The following is a 17586-nucleotide window of genomic DNA, read 5'->3' on the forward strand; positions in this document are numbered from 1 at the left end:
AATGTCTCAGTCTGTCCAATAGCCAATTTATCGGACAGACTGAGACATTTCTTTTATTCATTTTACAAAAGGCTACGTAAATTAGATTTTTTATAAAAAAAGCGCTCAATTTTTCTCCAATAAGTATTGTTTTTTAGTATATTTAATTACTAAGATGTTGGCGGTGATAGTTTTGAAACAATTTAAACTTAATCATATGAACAAAGAACATGTAGTTAATCCAAATTTTGGCGCTAAAAAAACATTGTCAAGAGAACAAATGAAAAAAGTTATGGGGGGGGGGTATCTCCCATGTTTAAGCCAATGTACAATAGATGATGATTGCACTTTACTTTTTGGGGGAGCCCTTAATAAATGCCAGTTAGCTCCTCCGGGTGAATGTTACAATACAGACGGTACACCTCAGATAGTGGGGTATTGTGTAGGCTAATATCGAGGCGCCTATCAAGGCGCTTTCGGTTTTGCTTTGTAATTAAAAGATAAATTAACTGGATGGTAGAGCAGTAAGCTTGTTTTATCCTCTCAATAAGTTCGATGTGGAATATCTTTTTATTACTTTATATCTCTAAAATGTAGTTCTCCATTAATTTTCAATGATCTAAAATGATCCGTGATAATACGATTTTTTTAATCTCTCATTATGGTCCTATTCACTCAACTTGATGATGAAAATTCTGTGCTGTACTCATTGCACTTATTAAGAAGTTAAATGTGCGTGCTAGTTCAGATACTATAAACTCCTTACATGACCCACTATCCATCAAAATAAAGGGCAATTTATTGTTAATCTGGGTATTTACAACACTGAGTATACTGACTTTCACAGGTTTGGTGGCGATCCTATTACTGAAGAAAGTTCTTTACTGCAAAGGTTTATACGTAATATTACTAAAATGTTGAATAGTAATTGAAACCTTTGATTATTTGTGAAGATAAATCAAGGCTGGGCTAAAAGGCAAAGACTTCTATTATTTAGCTGATTATTTTTTATATCTTTGCGCAAAATTAATTACCTATTGATGACTATAAGTGTTATGTCGGCATCTTTAGGTTAAGATTGGGTCCCGTAGTTCAACGGATAGAATAGAAGTTTCCTAAACTTTAGATATGAGTTCGATTCTCGTCGGGACCACTTAGTGATATTGAAAAAAACCTGTAAATCAAATGTTTACAGGTTTTTTTAATATTAGGTACAACATAGGTACAACTTTCATTGTAAAATGCTGGATCAAGCAAAAAAGTTGGGGAGGGATTAATTTTGTTTAGATTTGCATTAAACAGCAATTATATTGGATTCTACCCTGCTTTCATTAATACTACCAGAAGGTCTTAGCGACTATTTTGAATTCGACCGAGCTGCTACAATTGACGGTTCAACCTATATTTATTTGATAGAAAAGAACATTCATCCACAAGAGTTTTCTGGAGATCATCTTTTATCTAAAGGATTCTACGATGAGGCTTCCGTTCGAGACTTTCCTTTGCGTGGCAAACCTTGTTTTTTAAACCTTAAGCGTCGGAAATGGCTCAACACCCGAACAAGTAAGATCGTTTCCCGGGATTGGCAATTAGTTGCCGAAGGCACAAAGATGACTCAAGAGTTTGCCTTTTTTTTTGAAAGACTATTTGGATTCCACCCCAATAAGCTGTAAAAGTCTTGGCCATTTCTTTGGTGTTGACGGAAAGCGTCTGGAAGAGCAATATGCCCGCCATTTAAGTGATTTTAGCAGCTGGGATCAGGCGGAACACTCTGAGAATTGGCTGCTTTTTGCTAATAATATGGGGGAATATTTATCAATTGATGAAACTAGCCTTTCACAAGGAGAGCTCTATACAATACTGACTAATAAAGGGGCAAAAGGGAAGAAAGGTGCTTTGGTAGCAATTGTAAAGGGTACTGAAAGCGAGTCGATCATAAAGGTTCTTCACAGAATGAAGGAGCAGGTAAGGAAACAAGTAAAAGAAGTAACCCTTGATCTGGCTCCGACAATGACCAGAATAGTAAAAAGGAGTTTTCCAAAAGCAAAGCTTGTTTCAGATAGGTTCCATGTACAGCAATTGGCTAATGAAGGTGTCCAGGAAATCAGGATTAAACATAGATGGGATGCTATAGAACAGGAAAACAAAGAAATGGATCTAGCCAGAGAAGTAAAGAAGCCTTGGATTCCCGAACTTCTGGAAAATGGAGATACGATAAAACAGTTACTGGCTAGAAGTAGGTATTTGTTATTTAAAAAAGAAGTAAACTGGACTCCTTCACAAAATCACAGGGCAGAACTGTTATTTAAGCTATACCCAGATTTGCAGCAAGCGTATAAAGTCTCCCAGGAACTGTCTTCAATACTCAGCCATTCAAAAACTAAAATGATTGCCTTTAAAAAGTTAGCCTTATGGTATAACAAGATAGAAAAAATGGGTTATAAATCCTTCAATACCATATCAAGAACCGTTCAGAACAATTATGAAACAATATTAAACTACTTTGATAACAGATCCACTAATGCCTCCGCAGAATCTTTTAATGCGAAGATTAAAGCTTTTAGAACGCAATTTAGAGGGGTAAGAAATGTCAAATTTTTCCTATTCAGGTTATCAAAAATATATGCCTAATCCCTCCCCAACTTTTTTGCTTGATCCAAAATGCTGCGTAGGCTACAGCTTGTCTAAAGTAACAGTTGTATTTTCTGTATAAGGGACTAATGAGGCTTTATAAGTTTGTGTCCTTTTTAATACGAGTCTTGAACCTGATATGTTGAACGTAAAATCTTTATGGTCAAAAACTATCTCTTCATTAAATGTCAATTGATTACCAGTAACGGTATAGTAGAATGTCTCACCCTTTGTCGACGTACCTCCCCGGTTAATAATAAAAGATCCATCACTTTTAAATTCAAATGTTGGACGCGGCAGGATATCTTTGGCTTTATCTATATCTACGCCGCCATTTTCGAGGCTGGTTATTACATAACTTTTAACAGACCACTTTCCTACAATAGTTGGAGAGGCTTCTTTGTTGTCCTTCTTGCACGAAAATAGGCAGAGGGATAATGCTAAGAAAAGAAGATAGATGTGTTTTGTTGTGTTCTTTTGTGCTAATTGGTTCATTTTTCTTTAATATTTAAGAGTTGAAAATTTAAATTAAAAACCTCTATAGAGGTAGTGTTGAGACCCAATCAATCATAATTGAGCCTTAGAGATAGAAGGTTTTGATTATGCTAGAAGGTAAATTCCTCCCCCAATGAATGCGATTGCAATTATCCAGAGTAAACATCCCGTTGGCCCATCATGTGCTTTTCTAGCAAAAACGGGACCTTGTTGACCTCTGTTATAGTTACCGGAAGTTAAAAAGATAACCTTCGTGCTATATTCGCTGACTCGGTGATTGATTTTATGCTAGCTCCAGAAAATAAGGAAGATGGTTCGATAGAGATAATATCAGAAGGCCTGAAATACACATTGCCTATGATTGATGCACTTAATCGTAATTCATTTTTATTAACTAACACTTTAGCAAATGGCCATGTGGCTCGGCCAAATCCAATGTTTGCGCCACCGGTTTCTTCAAGATCATACATTACTATCTGTTTAGGATTTGATTTTACAATTTTATTTAAATATAATAAGCAAAAACTAGGATTCAAAAAAAAGTCCCTCACAACCTTAGATGACAGTTATTCTTCATCTAAGTAACAATACGGCATTATATCATTACTCAAAAGGGGGTAAAAAAGGGTAACTTAATTTGATCAAACCTGATTGAATATGACTTGTTTTGACGTCAATTTACCCACAAAAACCACTGTTTTTTCTATCGTCGGGACCACCGATTTGGCCAGCGTTTATACACAAGCGCTGGCTTTTTTGTGTCATGGAATGTTATTTTAATATATGTTGATTTGATAAATTAGGTGTCCTGTTTCTCTTCTGGACTAAATATCCAAACCGTATTGATGGAAGTTCAATGAATCTGTATGAAAAATATGATATTATAAATATTGAAATAAATATAGGTATAGGCTTGAAAAATGCCCAGTAAGCTTTAGGGCCCAAAAAATTAAACCAAGGAATAGCCAAATGTAATAGCGGCTGATGTATTAAATAAATGCTATAACTAACAATTCCTATTATTGCAAGAGATTTATTTATACGAGTTGTTGTGTTTATTTCTTTATGTAATAGCCATTCAAAAAATGCTATCCACGCAAACACAGATATAAAGGCACTTAATTCAACTGAGATATAAAAGCCGACTAATATAATTGCAATAAAACCGAATAAGGCAATTATCAGACTAGATTTTACAAACAATCTTTGGCCATTTATATATCGCTCAGCAAGAAAAGCTCCGGCACACCAGGTAAACCAATGATTAGAAATGAAGCCAGGTGCCACTAATTTTGAATGAGGTGCCATAAAATGGACTGCCAAATAGGAAACGGGCACTAACAGGAAAATAATGATTATTGTTTTTTTTATACCCAACCATTTTCTTATGAATAAAAATATTGGGTATACGAGGTAAAGCTGCATTTCAAGTGCTAGACTCCAGAAAGATGGGTTAATGGAAAAGTAATACTTATCGAATAAGTTATGGATAAAAAAAAGATGAGCAAATAAATCTTTATAGCCTTCATTGCTATATGAATAATCTTTAATGCCTAATCCTGTTGCGAAAATATCAAAAGTACGATTAGATACGGGGGATATATTCTCCAAAATCGCTTACTGTAAAATGCTGCTATGTTCAAGCTGCGATTACGAGACAGAAAGCCTAAATGAATGAGAAAGCCACTAATAATCAAAAATAATTGAACGCCAACCCATCCATATGCTGTTGGCGATAAATTTAAGATCATATGCTTGGTATCTTTATGTTCCATTTCTTCAAAGCCGGGGAAAAGGGCCAATTCAGAATGGTATAAAACTACCATTACTATAGCAATACCTCTTAAGATATCTATTTTATCAATGTGTTTTCTAGTTTCGATTGAGGCTATGGTTTAGGCGATTAATTTATGAAAAAGTATTTAAAATAATCAATTCTTAGTAGAAGGTTTTCTTTTAAATTGGTTCGAACATAAGCTATCGGTTGGTATGTGTCTAGTCCTACTGTTGATTTACACCACCCTCCTGACTTGTCTCCTTGTAGAACTAAGAAAATAAATACCATTAATAATCAGCTTATTATGGTATGAAAAATTGTAATTTGTGGTACTCATGGGTATTTTATGCTTCGAATTAGAACTGTAAAAACAGCTTTAGGCGCAAAAACTGTTCAAGTCATGTATTATCTAAATCGCAAAAGAGTAATCTATGAGCTTGATGAAATTGGAGTTAATTATTTTGTAGAAATCGATAATGGCAATAAAATAATAAGCCCAATTTTTATTACTGAAGAGTAGATGATAAAGGCCGACTTTGAATCTTATTCATCAAAAGAAAAAGATGGTTGGATTGGTTACGGAACCTGGTCTGAAAACATCAAATTAATAGCGCATCGGCAGGTTTCAAATATATATATTAAAAGTAGTATTGTAAATATTCGACACTTACATCAACTTCAGAATTTATATAAATCGATTATCGGTATAGAACTCTCATAAAATTACTAATTCTACAAGATTTCCTAGGGGTAAATAAAAGGGAAACTTATTTGATCAAACCTGATCAATTATGACTTGTTTTGAGGTCAATTGACCCACAAAAAACACTGTTTTTTCTATCTCCGAGACCGCAATTTTTTCCCACCTTGAGAACAACATAAGAAAGTTATCCGAAAAATTTATAATGGATAAAGTGACTTAAAAGAAGCCTTTAGATGAAGATCTTTAGCAGTCTAATTGAACTGAAGTTGGACCATGTGTATTTTAAATTTGAACATACATGCATTACATGTCCAATATTTATAAAAATTTGAACATGTGTGGGTGATATGTTCAAATTTATGCTTTAATTTGTGTATATGTCCAGTTTGGATTGATAATATGAACACGTATATGGCATACGATAGAACTAAGCCCTTTAACGATCTTCCCTTGCTCCCCCCGACTAAAGATGTAGAGGATATAGAAATTTTAAAAAAGCTTGTAAAAACGTCACGGGCACTTGCTGCGGCAAACAGCACAGTAAAAAGATTACCAAATCCATATATGCTGATAAATACGATAGCTTTGCAGGAGGCGAAAGCATCAACAGCGATTGAGAATATTTTTACGACCGAAGACGAACTTTACAAGGCGGTTTCTGATTCACTGAAAGAGAATGATGCTAATATTGGTACTAAGGAGGTGCTAAGGTATAGAGAGGCATTATGGCAAGGATATGATTTGCTTCGCGACAAAGCGATGATAGACTTAGAGTGTATTACTGGGATTTTTAGAAAAATTAAAAATTCTACAGACGGTTTACGTGCTCCTCAATCATTAACAGTGATCAATCGCGGGCAAAGTGAATTTCGTGCAGGTGAGATAATTTATACTCCACCAAGAGGTGCTGGAGTTCTTGAGAAATTGATGGAAAATCTATTAGAGTACCTAAATGACGATCAAAAACATTCTTCTGACCCCTTGATTAAAATGTGCATAGCTCATTATCAATTTGAAGCCATACACCCATTTCGTGATGGAAATGGAAGAACTGGACGCATATTAAACCTGTTGTATTTGGTGCATAAGGGATTATTGGATCAGCCAGTTTTATACTTGTCGAAATACATCATTGCAAATAAGGACGAATATTATTATAATTTGGGTATTGTTACTCAGAGAGGATCTTGGAAACCATGGGTACTTTACATGCTGGAGGCTATAGAGAAGACGTCTCTATTAACAAGTCAATTAATCGTTAGTATTCTAGATCAAATGGAGGCTACCCTAGAGCATGCAAGGGGGCGGATAAAATGGTATAACAAAGAGGTTAATGAAGCAATTTTTAGTCAGCCTTACATTAAGCCTAAGTTTGTTGGTGATATCCTGGGAGTTACTTCAAGGACAACCCTGACTAAATATTTTGTTGAGCTTGTTGATGCAGGTATTCTGCAGCCTATAAAAGAAGGGAAAGAAGTTTTTTATATCAATGGAGATCTGATTTCTATTTTAGAGGGATAGTCAGAATTCAGAAAACAGTGGCTTCAGTTTAAGCTGGAGAAATATATGGATTATGAAACTGACCAATTTACAGAATAATAGACCCGATAATTAATCAATGAAAGATATAGAAAAATTATTAAAAAAAATTTCTTTGGAAGAACTTCGCTCATTTGTGGCTTTATACAGCCACAGAAACCCTGATTTTAAATCAGATCTGGAAATATACTTTTCTGATAAGGACGAAAAAAGCAATCCGGCAGAAAAATAAGGGGAACGTATCCGGAAGATCATTAAGAGATATGAACGCAAAGGATTTATAGATTATAATGATAGCTTTAATCTATCGGGCGATTTTAATGATCTTCTGGAATCCGGAACCATGCTACTGGAAAAGCAAAATTTTCTGGATGCATTTTCGCTGGCAGGGATTGCTTTAAAAGAAAAGCATACAGCTGATCAGCTATTGTGATGATTCTGCGGGTTGTATCGGAGGAGTGGTTCATAGTTGTATAGAATTAATGGCGGGCATCGCGGAGCATCCCGATGCGGGTATGCCGCTAAAACAGCAGTTATTTTCCTGGCTGCAAGCCGAACTTCAACAAAAGGTGTATTTTGATTATGGCGATTTTGGATACTCAATGGTTGAAGTTTTTGAATCGCTGGCAATAAAAACGGGAAAGACGGATGTGTTTTTAACGCATGTGGATAGAGAATTAGCGAAACCTGATGACCGCTATTCAGATTACAACAAAAATTTTTATACGATTCGAAAGATTGAGTTTTTGAGGGCTATTAACCTTACAGAGGATGCGGAAGCTTTGATAAAAGCTCACTTGGATGTTGTAGAACTGAGGCGGCTTATGGTAAACAGATCGATTGAGGCTCAGGATTACGAAGAGGCGAAGTCACTAATTAATGGCGGTATAGCGGTTGCCCGTGGGAAAGATCATCCGGGCACTTTGGCTACATGGCAGAAGGAACTGTTCGCATTGCTATATTGGAAGAGGATGTGGAGATCATACGTCACTATACCCGATATTTTGCCTTTGACAGAGGTTTCGAAAGGGAATACTATCAGGCCTGGAAAACCACTTATCTGGCAGATGAATGGAGAATTATACTGGAACAATGTATTCAGGAACAGATTGCGGCAGTGCTGGCAATTTACGATCGAAATAAGCAGCGGGGTTGGATAAGAAATGGACAAAGTATGTTGTCGCTGCAATCCACAGTCGCCCAAATTTATATTGAAGAAGGATATTTAGACAGGCTAATGGAGTTGGTGATGAAGGAAGAATCTTTGGAGCTGATTTTGTACTATCATGCTGAGCTAGTGAAGCATTATCCAGCGGAACTCTTATCATTGTATCTGCTAGCGATCCGACAGAGAGCCGAAAGTACTTCTGATCGCAGACAATATCAGGAATTGGTAAAAGACATGAAGCTGATCATAAAGGATATTCCTGAAGGAAAACAGCAATTGCTGGAGCTTGCGGGAGAACTAAAGCAAGTATATTGTCGGCGTCCGGCTATGGTGGAAGAACTGAATAAATCAACTTCTATGAAAAGCGTAATATAAAAAAGCCTTGATGGCAAATGATCGGATTCGATCTTTTCCAATCGCATGTGTATTGATCGTTTTTTTGTTTTATCTAGGGAAACACAGCAATAAACTGTAATTTTATGATCTCTGGGGCGCCTTACAGTAAATAAACTTATCGATATTTTATGAGAACAATTTTCAAACCCCCATTTCTTTTATTGACGGTTCTCGGCCTGACTGCTGCACCAGCATTTGCGCAATTAAATAAAGTGAAGCACGTTGTGGTGATTTACATGGAGAACCATAGCTTTGATAATTTATATGGGCAATTCCCCGGTGCAGAGGGGTTGGAGCAAGCCAAACCAGAGAATATCACCCAGATAAACGCAGAAAGTCAGCCTTATATCACGCTACCGCCAATTCCGCGCAGCAGTGCTTTCCCGACAAACCTGCCCAATACCTATTTCAATATTGACCAATATGTGGCTGCAGATCAGGTTACCCCGGATGTGACACATCGTTTTTACCAGGAGCAATTCCAGATCAATGGGGGCAAAATGAATCGATTTGTACAATATAACTTCACCAAAGGCTTTGCTATGGGGTATTATCGCACCAAAGATCTGCCACTATATGATCTTGCCAGAAAATATACAGTGTGTGATCATTTCTTTCATAGCGTCTTCGGTGGTTCATTCCTCAATCACCAGTGGTTGATTGCTGCTGCCTCGCCAATGTTCCCCAATGCGCCTGCTAATCTCGTAGCGCAGCTTGATGCCGATGGTAAATTGATGAAAGATGGAACAGTAACGCCGGATGGTTATGCGGTAAACACAATCAATTCGATTAATCTGCACCCGAAAAATGGGAATCCCGCATTCCTGCTACCAACACAGACCGGTCCCAATATCGGTGACAGGCTGTCGGATAAAGGTGTTTCCTGGGCTTGGTACTCAGGCGGATGGGACAATACTATCACAGGTAAACCAGCCCCTTCATTTACTTACCATCATCAGCCCCTTGCCTATTTCACTCGTTATGCTGAAGGAACACAGGACAGGAAGGAACATCTGAAGGATGAGACAGAATTCTTGGATGCTGCGAAAATCGGCACCCTGCCCGCGGTTTCATTTGTTAAGCCTATCGGGTTGGAGAATGAGCATCCCGGCGAATCAACAGTGACTAGCGGAGAGAGTCATGCTGTAAAACTGATCGAGGCGGTATTGAACGGCCCCAATGGTAAGGATGCAGTCATTATCCTGACCTATGACGAAAACGGCGGTTTCTGGGATCATGTTGCTCCACCAATAATCGACAAATGGGGACCTGGTACGCGTATACCAGCTTTGATCATCTCGCCTTTTGCAAAGAAAGGTTATGTGGATCATACGATTTATGAAACCGTAAGTATCCTGGCTTTTATTGAAAAAAGGTGGGGACTGGAGTCGCTTAATGACCGTGATAAAAATGCCGATCCCTTAAGCAATGCATTTGACTTCTAAGGTCATCTCCCTTGGTTTTTCGGTAATGGTAGTCGTTACCCTCCTTTCCCTGCGGCAGCCGGATACTCCGGCAGTCCAGGTTAAAGAAAAATTAATTCTTCAGGCAGACCATTTTTTGAGTGCCGTTCAACTGCTGCGAGCGACAAAAATGAATATTGCGCAAAGTCAATTATTGCAACGACGTTTTCGCGAGGTGCGGCTTGCCTATAAGCAGCTTGAGTGGGCCACAGAGTACTTTGATCCACTAACCGCCAGAAGAGTGAATGGCCCACCAGCGCCGGAAACTGAATTCAGTGGGCTTGTAATCCAGCCGGAGGGATTACAAGTCATTGAAGAGTACCTTTTTCCAAGGTTTGACCTGAATAAAAAGAAAGAACTGAATGGCTTCTTGGATCAGTTGGTAGTCAGTGCAACGGAATTTCGAGAATACTTTCGACGGGCAGACCTGCAGGACTGGCAGATCCTTGATGCGATAAAGCTGGAGATTTTTCGTATAGAGACACTCGGGCTCAATGATTTTGATGATCCGTTGTCCAAAAGATGTTTTGTCGAGTCTGCCGTAGCACTGCAAAGCTTGAAGGAAGTCACTTGTCACTATGGCAATGTGCCAGAATTTGATCCGGCCATCTTCTATTTGCAGCACCCAGTAACGTTTGATCGCTTTGACCGCGCTACTTTTATTACTCATTACGCCAACCCGCTGACTAGGTCGCTCAAAGTATTAAAGGACCGATTAAAATTGCCGGATGTTCGTTATAACCACTTGCTTAACCAAGACGTCGCAACGTTGTTCGATGCAAATGCTTTTAACCGCAATGCCTATACCGCTGAACCGGGAGATTCCGTGACTGCCGAAAAGATTGTTTTAGGGAAAAAATTGTTCTTCGACCCTATACTTTCCGGTAATCGCAAACGCAGCTGTGCTTCCTGTCATCAGCCCAACAAGGCTTTTACAGACGGGCTCGTTAAAAATCTGGATATTACTGGTAAGAAGATGATCAGGCGCAATACACCGACATTGATCAATGCTGCTTTACAACCAGCGCAATTTTATGACCTGCGGGCGGCTTCTTTGGAAGACCAGGCTAGTGATGTGGTGCGGAACCGTGATGAAATGCATGGTGATATGCAAACCGCAACTGGTAAGCTCTGGCTGGATACGAACTACCGCAAGCTGTTCAATCTTGCCTATCCGCAACAGAGACGCAAGGCTATTGATACCTTTGAAGTCGCGAATGCACTGGCAGGTTATGTGCGTAGTCTGACTGCGCTGAACAGTCGTTTTGATACCTATATGCAGGGTGATAAACGCGCTATGAGAAAGACCGAGTTAGCCGGCTTTAACCTGTTTATGGGCAAGGCGCGCTGCGGGACTTGTCATTACCTGCCGCTGTTCAATGGCGTGTTGCCACCACGCTATATGCGGATGGAAGCGGAAGTAATTGGAGTGCCGCAAAAAAGGAAGGGCAAACACATTGATCCTGACCTGGGCCTTTACAGCATCCAATCCGGAGATTTTAACCGATACGCCTTTAAAACTACTACGGTTCGTAACACCGCTCGAACTGCGCCATATATGCACAATGGGGTATTCCAAACGTTGGAAGAAGTGATCGATTTCTATGATAAAGGTGGTGGCAGGGGTGCGGGCATTGAAATAGCGAACCAGACCCTGGATGCGAAACCGCTACACCTGACTCAAAAAGATAAAACCGAATTAATCGATTTTATCAGGAGCTTGGATAGCAGATAAAACAAAAAGGTATTTATACCGCGTATCCGATTCTATTTTTACTGCTACCCAGGGTTATTTTTATGTCGTATTAATTTTTTAGTTAGGATTTTTAAAAAACTATATAACGTTCGTGTGTTTGGATGCAGTTTAAATGCATATGTTACTTGAGAGAGGGCTGCTTTAGGGTTGTTTTCTATATGATAGATTCTGTCAGATATTATACCTGCGTAAATGGCATAATTCATTCTTGCTTTTCTTTTTAACTCTTTGCGCTTGTCCGCAGGCAAGTAATTTTGAATAATATTAACTACAGTGGATATGTCTTTAATATTTTGGCCGGTTGCTAAAGAATTACTGGTAATGTTATTAGAGTGCACTCTATAATAAGCTAATTTTCCTGGTGAGTAGGCAACCGGATAATTTGCAGCAATCCTCGTCCACATTTCCCAATCTTCACCATAATGTACAGCGAAAAAACCCCCTAATTTTTCATATACTTCGCGTCTAACCACTATGCAAGGTGTTTGTAGTAGTTGTCCCTCAGCCAGTTTAAGTAGCCAGTTGTCAATGATGCCAGCCTCTTTTAAGATTTGCGGACTATCCCAAAGCCATTTGTCATTTTCATCAATATCAGAACAGCCTGTAAATGCGGCGCCAGCATCTGGATACATTTTGAATAACTGCCCAACTTCCTGGTAAAACCCTGGCCTGACTAAATCATCACCATGCAAGATCTGTACAAATTTTCCTTTTGACCTGTTGATACAGGTTTCGAAATTTCTTAGACTGCCAACATTGCGTGGTTGTTTATAAAAACCAATGCGCCCTTTACCGAGCCTATTTACCAAAGCCTCAACATCACCATCGGTGCTGAAATCGTCTATTACTTCAATCTGCATTTGTTTTGCATCTGGAGCCTGGGCTAAAACACTCTCAATTGTTTTGCGCAGATAATGAATGCAATTGTAAGAAGGGATCATAACCGACCATTGAGGTTGATTAGGGTCTGGGGGTAATGGAGCAATTTGGGGCGGTGATTTTGGAGTACGTTCAAGCATGATTATCAATATATCGGCCTGTAACAACATTTGTTACATCAATAGTTCTCTGTAGCGAAACTGTAATATTTCAGTAGTAGAGTACTTCTTATGTATAAAAGTAAAAGTTTATTTTATTTTTGTTCTAAATAGAGTCTAAAAACTTTTAAGTTAATCGTTACAATTAACAAATGTGGTAAACTATGATCAATTTAAAAGATGAGGCTTTGGTTAGTGTCATTATTCCTTGTTATAACCATGGCAGATATTTGTCCAAAGCAATAGAAAGTGTTCTCGCACAAACCTATACCCATTTTGAAATTATAGTTATAGATGATGGTTCTACAGATAACACTAAAGAAATAGTCCAAAATTATAAAGAGGTTAAATATGTATTTAAAATCAATCAGGGTCTTTCTGCTGCACGGAATACCGGTATTGATCAAAGTACTGGTGAGTACCTGGTTTTTTTGGATGCGGACGATTGGTTATTACCAGATGCATTAATGATAAATCTGAACTTTATCCGAGTGTCACCACAATTAGCTTTTGTATCTGGTGGATTTCGGTTTTTTTTTGACAAAGATCAAACGACACGTGATGTTACCCGCAAAGTAGACACCGATCATTACTGCTATCTTTTACAAACAAACTTTATAGCTATGATCGCTACGGTAATGTTTCAACGCTGGGTGTTTGAATCCGTCCGATATGATACTACATTGAAGGTCTGTGAAGATTATGATTTATATCTGAAAGTCGCACGCAGGCATCCTATAGCCCACCATACAGAATTAATTGCGGTCTATTTTATTCATGATTCAAATGTATCTAAAGGTTCGGCAATGATGCTAAGCACCGCCTTACAAATATTAGATAAGCAAAAAAGCGATTTGAGGAATAAGGACGAAAAGCATTGGTTTAATTTGGGTCAGACTTTTTGGAGGAACTGGTATTGTAATATCATATATGAGGAAAGAGTTAAGATTTTACATGAAAGTGTTGAATCAAATAGGATAGCGTTTAAAGCTTTAAGAAAACATGATAAAGAATTATATTGTGTTTTGATACTTAAAACATTTTCGTCTTTCTTTAAAACCGGGAAAATCATAATGCTTTCATTGTTTGATGTTGTTAGTAAGCGCCATTAAGTAATAGTGGCATTTATTTTTCTGAGCGTCCTTTTGCAATTTGTTTTTGTATCTAATTACAACCTTAATTAAGGTCTTAAGAAGATAATAAGAGGTGCACCTAGTTTCTTTTCTATGTATCATTATCCTTCCCATTGCAATATTTAAAATAATATAGATAACCCGCAACGCATCCGTATGCTTCGTTCAAAGTACCTTTTAACGTATTAAGCCGAAGATGGAGAATATCTGAGCAGATTCTTTTTAAGTAATGAACAGGTAGAATATGGTACAGCCTAAATAAATTGCCTTTGTGACGATGATTTTTGTATTGAACGAGTAAAGCACTAACGTGCCCTCGCATATAGCTAAACATTTGATTTTTTAATGATGCCTCAGAATCGCGGTGTTGATGATAAACAAATAATTGCGGATAATAGTTACAGTTCCAGCCTTTGGCCATTACTCTGTACCAAAATTCAGAGTCCTCGCTACAACCGGATGCCCCAGCACCCAATCGCTCATCAAACCAACCTATGTGATCAAAAACTTTCCGTCTGAATGCCATATTGGCTCCTGCGCCGACATCCCACACCGGAACACCAACATCAAGGTACTTTGCAAAATAGTCCTTGTCAAAAACCTTTGCTATATAACCCCTATTAAAACCCGAATTTTTTTCGAAAAGATATTGCGCTTTAACCTGTAAACTAACCGGTATCACTAAGCCGGTAACAGCCATGGTCAACTGGTCCTGAAAAGTTGTTTTAATTATCCTGGTCCAGGTAGGGTGAACAATTACATCATCATCGGTATATGCAACTATATCATGTCTTGCCTGCCTGGCACCTGTATTTCGAGCTATACTCAGTCCTTTACGGGGTTCTTTTACATATTTTACAGTAGGGTATTTTTTCATGATCTGTTCCGTACTGTCATTGTCAGGCGCATTGTCAACCACTATTAACTCAAAATCCTGGTCGTGCGAATCCATCAGGGCTTTCACACATTGCTCAAGTTGTTGTGGCCTGTTCCGGGTGCAAATTACAATGGAAAGCTTTTCATCACCCGTTGGAGTGCCTATTTGTAAGGGGATGATGTTATCCAGTTCTTGCTTAAGCTTTTCCTGGTCATTATCTAAAAGATAAGTTTTCCATAAAGTTTGGTTATCCCTTTTTTGTACAGAGGCGTAATCATCAACAGTCTTTTGTATAGCATCTGTTACATTTTGTTTGAAGATAGTATTATCAATGGTGCTGTTATGCGTATACAACCAAATGTGTCCTAATGGTATGTTTTTCCACCAAAAAACCAGATAGTAATTAACCGGAGATGGCATAAACGAGTAAAGTTGATCAACCTGGAGGTGCTGAATGGTAAAGGGCTTAAAGTTTTCCATATTTTAAATTTCATCCTGCTGTAACTGTACCTTAAACTTTGGCCTAACCGCGCCAACCCAGTCGCCATACCATGCTGTATTTTCTCTAAAGTCCTCAACATCAAAAGATAAACATTCTTCAAAATCAAACAAAGAGCTGCTGGTATTTTTTACAAACAATAAGTCTATTAAATAGGAACCATTATTTAGAAAGTCGCCAGGGATGATACATTTTCCTTTGATCAACCCTTTGCTGTACTGATATGCCGGAGAGGGAACATCAAAAATGCAATCGCCCATTACTGTGTTTAAAAGCACATTTACACCCAGATCCATTTCCTCTGTTGGCAAATACCAAAATTCAAATTCAATGACTAAGGGCGTTCTGATGTCAATAATATTGCTGGAATCCAGGTATTGCGGTAACATTTCTACACGCTTAATGCGGATATTTTCATTTCCTGGTGCAGTATCAGGATCAGCATATACTCTGTTTAGATATAGCGTTTGTTCACGCTTTAAGTAATTGGATATTACATCTTGCGTATTCCCCATATCAATAAGGCGGCCTTTTTCCAGGTAAATTGCTTTAGTGCATAAGTTTCTAAGCGCCTGTGAATTATGGCTTACAAAAAGCACAGTTTTGCCCTCCTCCGCTGATACCTGTTTCATTTTACCCAGACATTTTTTCTGAAATTCGGCATCACCTACAGCCAATACTTCATCAACGATAAGAATCTCGGGCTCTAAATGCGCTGCTATGGCAAATGCGAGTCTAACATACATTCCGCTGGAGTAACGTTTTACCGGAGTGTCTAAAAAGCGCTCAATGCCTGAAAAAGCAACAATTTCTTCAAACTTGGATATAATCTCTTTTTTATGCATCCCAAGTATCTGACCATTTAGAAATATGTTTTCACGTCCTGTTAGTTCTGCATGGAACCCCGTCCCAACTTCCAATAAGCTTGCAACGCGGCCTTTCCCTTTAATTGTTCCGGTAGTTGGTAGTGTAATACGCGACAATACTTTTAATAAGGTTGATTTTCCAGCTCCGTTTTTGCCGACAAAACCTACCACATCGCCTTTCATTATTTCAAAGTCTATATCTTTAAGCGCCCATAGTTCGTTTGCTTTAGGTTGAATATCAATGTTGTTTGTCGTTTTATGACCACCAGTTGAAAATGTATTTTTCCAGAAATTTTGAAGGTCTTCCTTAAATGATCCGGAGCCTATTACGCCCAAGCGATAATATTTTGATATGTTTTCTGCTTTTAATATCAGGTTACTCATTTCTTTATCACTTAAATAATGTCCATTACCTCTGTTTCACGCTTTTTAAACATGGCCAAACCCAGGATTAATAAAATAGTAGTATTAACAACTGCTAATAACAAATAATTATACTGTATCGCACCGTGATTAAAAAATACAGCTCTAAAAGTTTCTATGATAGGTGTTAAGGGGTTTAACCAAAATAAAAATTGGTACTTTAAAGGTACTATAGAACTTGGAAAAACAACCGGGGTAACAAACATCCCTAAGCGAAGTATGTATTGAAAGAAAGTATCCACATCGCGATACCGTGCCGTAAAAACAGAGATCAATAGACCTGAGCCTAATGCAAAAGCTGCAGTTAGTATGATTAAAAGTGGGATAAGCAACAAGGTATAAGATAGCTGGAACTGATCATATAAGATGTGATAAAATAAAAAGATAAGGACAAATAGCATCAGCTGTATTGACAATCTTACCGATTGAGTGATAATATTACTTATTGGCATAATTAATCTTGGGAAGTATACCTTGTTAAAAATTTGTGCATTGGTGATGAAGGTATACATGGTGCCAGAAATATTGTCGAAAAAGAAAGTCCAGATAATCGTGCCCGACAAATAGAATAATATTTTAGGGACACCATCTGTTGATACTTTGGCAAAGTTGCCAAAGACCACAAAATAAATTGAAGTGGTTAAAAGGGGCTGTAAAAACATCCAGACAGGACCAATTATGGTTTGCTGATAACTGGCAATTAAATCACGGCGTACAAAACGCATAATTAACCCGCGATAGGAGTAAAGATCGCGTAGGCCTAATTTAAACCAGCTTTGGGTTGAGTTTATTTCCCATTGCCAATTTTCTGTTATATCTTCTTTTTCGTTAAAATTCATTTAAG

General features: G+C 38.0%; 17 protein-coding genes and 1 tRNA gene. 12 read left to right on the plus strand and 6 right to left on the minus strand.

What is annotated here, in order from left to right; genetic code table 11:
• The first annotated feature begins 196 nt into the window (after positions 1–196).
• From P0Y49_21750 to P0Y49_21765, 4 genes are all read left to right on the plus strand, one after another.
• On the plus strand, positions 197–430 hold the full coding sequence (locus P0Y49_21750; GenBank protein ID WEK19403.1) for a hypothetical protein: 234 nt from the start codon (positions 197–199) through the stop codon (positions 428–430).
• A 630-nt stretch (positions 431–1060) separates the two neighbouring features.
• Positions 1061–1132: transfer RNA gene (locus P0Y49_21755), tRNA-Arg, on the plus strand.
• Positions 1133–1289: 157 nt separating this feature from the next.
• Positions 1290–1652 (plus strand): hypothetical protein, encoded by a 363-nt coding sequence (locus P0Y49_21760; GenBank protein WEK19404.1) that lies wholly within the window; start codon positions 1290–1292, stop codon positions 1650–1652.
• Positions 1615–2610 carry a transposase gene (locus P0Y49_21765; GenBank protein ID WEK19405.1) on the plus strand — a complete coding sequence of 332 codons (996 nt, stop codon included), beginning with the start codon at positions 1615–1617 and terminating at the stop codon, positions 2608–2610. Before P0Y49_21760 ends, P0Y49_21765 begins: the two co-directional genes overlap by 38 nt.
• A gap of 42 nt (positions 2611–2652) precedes the next feature.
• On the opposite strand, the gene P0Y49_21770 is transcribed toward P0Y49_21765, so the two are convergent.
• Entirely contained in the window at positions 2653–3105 is a 453-nt protein-coding gene (locus P0Y49_21770; protein WEK19406.1) for a hypothetical protein, read from the minus strand.
• 285 nt (positions 3106–3390) lie between these two features.
• Between P0Y49_21770 and P0Y49_21775 the strand changes: the two genes are divergently transcribed.
• Complete coding sequence (locus P0Y49_21775; protein WEK19407.1) at positions 3391–3690, plus strand: hypothetical protein; 300 nt, start codon at positions 3391–3393, stop codon at positions 3688–3690.
• Positions 3691–3876: 186 nt separating this feature from the next.
• Here the strand turns inward: P0Y49_21775 and P0Y49_21780 are convergent, their stop codons facing one another.
• The gene (locus P0Y49_21780) at positions 3877–4716 is read right to left on the minus strand and encodes an acyltransferase family protein (protein WEK19408.1); all 840 of its coding nucleotides are present in this window, start codon (positions 4714–4716) and stop codon (positions 3877–3879) included.
• A 1280-nt stretch (positions 4717–5996) separates the two neighbouring features.
• On the opposite strand from P0Y49_21780, the gene P0Y49_21785 reads away from it, so the two are divergent.
• The 6 genes from P0Y49_21785 to P0Y49_21810 all read left to right on the plus strand — a co-directional run bounded on the left by P0Y49_21785 (position 5997) and on the right by P0Y49_21810 (position 11886).
• Positions 5997–7106 (plus strand): Fic family protein, encoded by a 1110-nt coding sequence (locus P0Y49_21785; GenBank protein ID WEK19409.1) that lies wholly within the window; start codon positions 5997–5999, stop codon positions 7104–7106.
• 97 nt (positions 7107–7203) lie between these two features.
• Complete coding sequence (locus P0Y49_21790; protein ID WEK19410.1) at positions 7204–7356, plus strand: hypothetical protein; 153 nt, start codon at positions 7204–7206, stop codon at positions 7354–7356.
• 250 nt (positions 7357–7606) lie between these two features.
• Positions 7607–8284: a hypothetical protein gene (locus tag P0Y49_21795; protein ID WEK19411.1), complete on the plus strand. Its 678-nt coding sequence runs from the start codon at positions 7607–7609 to the stop codon at positions 8282–8284.
• Between the two features lie 14 nt (positions 8285–8298).
• A complete protein-coding gene (locus P0Y49_21800) occupies positions 8299–8667 on the plus strand; it encodes a hypothetical protein (GenBank protein WEK19412.1) in 369 nt (122 codons plus the stop codon).
• Between the two features lie 149 nt (positions 8668–8816).
• On the plus strand, positions 8817–10133 hold the full coding sequence (locus P0Y49_21805; GenBank protein ID WEK19413.1) for an alkaline phosphatase family protein: 1317 nt from the start codon (positions 8817–8819) through the stop codon (positions 10131–10133).
• Positions 10123–11886, plus strand: coding sequence for a cytochrome c peroxidase (locus P0Y49_21810; GenBank protein ID WEK19414.1), 1764 nt, complete (start codon positions 10123–10125; stop codon positions 11884–11886). The genes P0Y49_21805 and P0Y49_21810 overlap by 11 nt, the downstream gene beginning before the upstream one ends.
• Before the next feature lie 44 nt (positions 11887–11930).
• Here the strand turns inward: P0Y49_21810 and P0Y49_21815 are convergent, their stop codons facing one another.
• On the minus strand, positions 11931–12926 hold the full coding sequence (locus P0Y49_21815) for a glycosyltransferase (protein WEK19415.1): 996 nt from the start codon (positions 12924–12926) through the stop codon (positions 11931–11933).
• A 182-nt stretch (positions 12927–13108) separates the two neighbouring features.
• Here P0Y49_21815 and P0Y49_21820 point away from each other — a divergent pair, with 182 nt between their 5' ends.
• Positions 13109–14056, plus strand: coding sequence for a glycosyltransferase (locus tag P0Y49_21820; protein WEK19416.1), 948 nt, complete (start codon positions 13109–13111; stop codon positions 14054–14056).
• 112 nt (positions 14057–14168) lie between these two features.
• Here P0Y49_21820 and P0Y49_21825 read toward each other — a convergent pair whose 3' ends face one another.
• From P0Y49_21825 to P0Y49_21835, 3 genes are read right to left on the minus strand one after another with little or no spacing between them, the layout of a single operon-like run.
• Entirely contained in the window at positions 14169–15434 is a 1266-nt protein-coding gene (locus P0Y49_21825; GenBank protein ID WEK19417.1) for a glycosyltransferase, read from the minus strand.
• 3 nt (positions 15435–15437) lie between these two features.
• Positions 15438–16703 (minus strand): ABC transporter ATP-binding protein, encoded by a 1266-nt coding sequence (locus P0Y49_21830; protein ID WEK19418.1) that lies wholly within the window; start codon positions 16701–16703, stop codon positions 15438–15440.
• Positions 16704–16714: 11 nt separating this feature from the next.
• The gene (locus P0Y49_21835; GenBank protein ID WEK19419.1) at positions 16715–17581 is read right to left on the minus strand and encodes an ABC transporter permease; all 867 of its coding nucleotides are present in this window, start codon (positions 17579–17581) and stop codon (positions 16715–16717) included.
• Between the last annotated feature and the right edge of the window lie 5 nt (positions 17582–17586).

Origin of the sequence: Candidatus Pedobacter colombiensis (assembly GCA_029202485.1) — a bacterium.
Taxonomy (GTDB): Bacteria; Bacteroidota; Bacteroidia; order Sphingobacteriales; family Sphingobacteriaceae; genus Pedobacter; species Pedobacter colombiensis.

Excerpts from the sequence above, each read along its gene's own strand:
- P0Y49_21820 (WEK19416.1), top strand. The coding sequence starts at position 13,109 with ATGATCAATTTAAAAGATGAGGCTTTGGTTAGTGTCATTATTCCTTGT.
- P0Y49_21835 (WEK19419.1), bottom strand. The coding sequence starts at position 17,581 with ATGAATTTTAACGAAAAAGAAGATATAACAGAAAATTGGCAATGGGAA.
- P0Y49_21750 (WEK19403.1), top strand. The coding sequence starts at position 197 with ATGAACAAAGAACATGTAGTTAATCCAAATTTTGGCGCTAAAAAAACA.
- P0Y49_21805 (WEK19413.1), top strand. The coding sequence starts at position 8,817 with ATGAGAACAATTTTCAAACCCCCATTTCTTTTATTGACGGTTCTCGGC.
- P0Y49_21785 (WEK19409.1), top strand. The coding sequence starts at position 5,997 with ATGGCATACGATAGAACTAAGCCCTTTAACGATCTTCCCTTGCTCCCC.
- P0Y49_21800 (WEK19412.1), top strand. The coding sequence starts at position 8,299 with ATGTTGTCGCTGCAATCCACAGTCGCCCAAATTTATATTGAAGAAGGA.
- P0Y49_21775 (WEK19407.1), top strand. The coding sequence starts at position 3,391 with ATGCTAGCTCCAGAAAATAAGGAAGATGGTTCGATAGAGATAATATCA.
- P0Y49_21830 (WEK19418.1), bottom strand. The coding sequence starts at position 16,703 with ATGAGTAACCTGATATTAAAAGCAGAAAACATATCAAAATATTATCGC.
- P0Y49_21790 (WEK19410.1), top strand. The coding sequence starts at position 7,204 with ATGAAAGATATAGAAAAATTATTAAAAAAAATTTCTTTGGAAGAACTT.
- P0Y49_21815 (WEK19415.1), bottom strand. The coding sequence starts at position 12,926 with ATGCTTGAACGTACTCCAAAATCACCGCCCCAAATTGCTCCATTACCC.
- P0Y49_21795 (WEK19411.1), top strand. The coding sequence starts at position 7,607 with ATGGCGGGCATCGCGGAGCATCCCGATGCGGGTATGCCGCTAAAACAG.
- P0Y49_21825 (WEK19417.1), bottom strand. The coding sequence starts at position 15,434 with ATGGAAAACTTTAAGCCCTTTACCATTCAGCACCTCCAGGTTGATCAA.
- P0Y49_21770 (WEK19406.1), bottom strand. The coding sequence starts at position 3,105 with ATGAACCAATTAGCACAAAAGAACACAACAAAACACATCTATCTTCTT.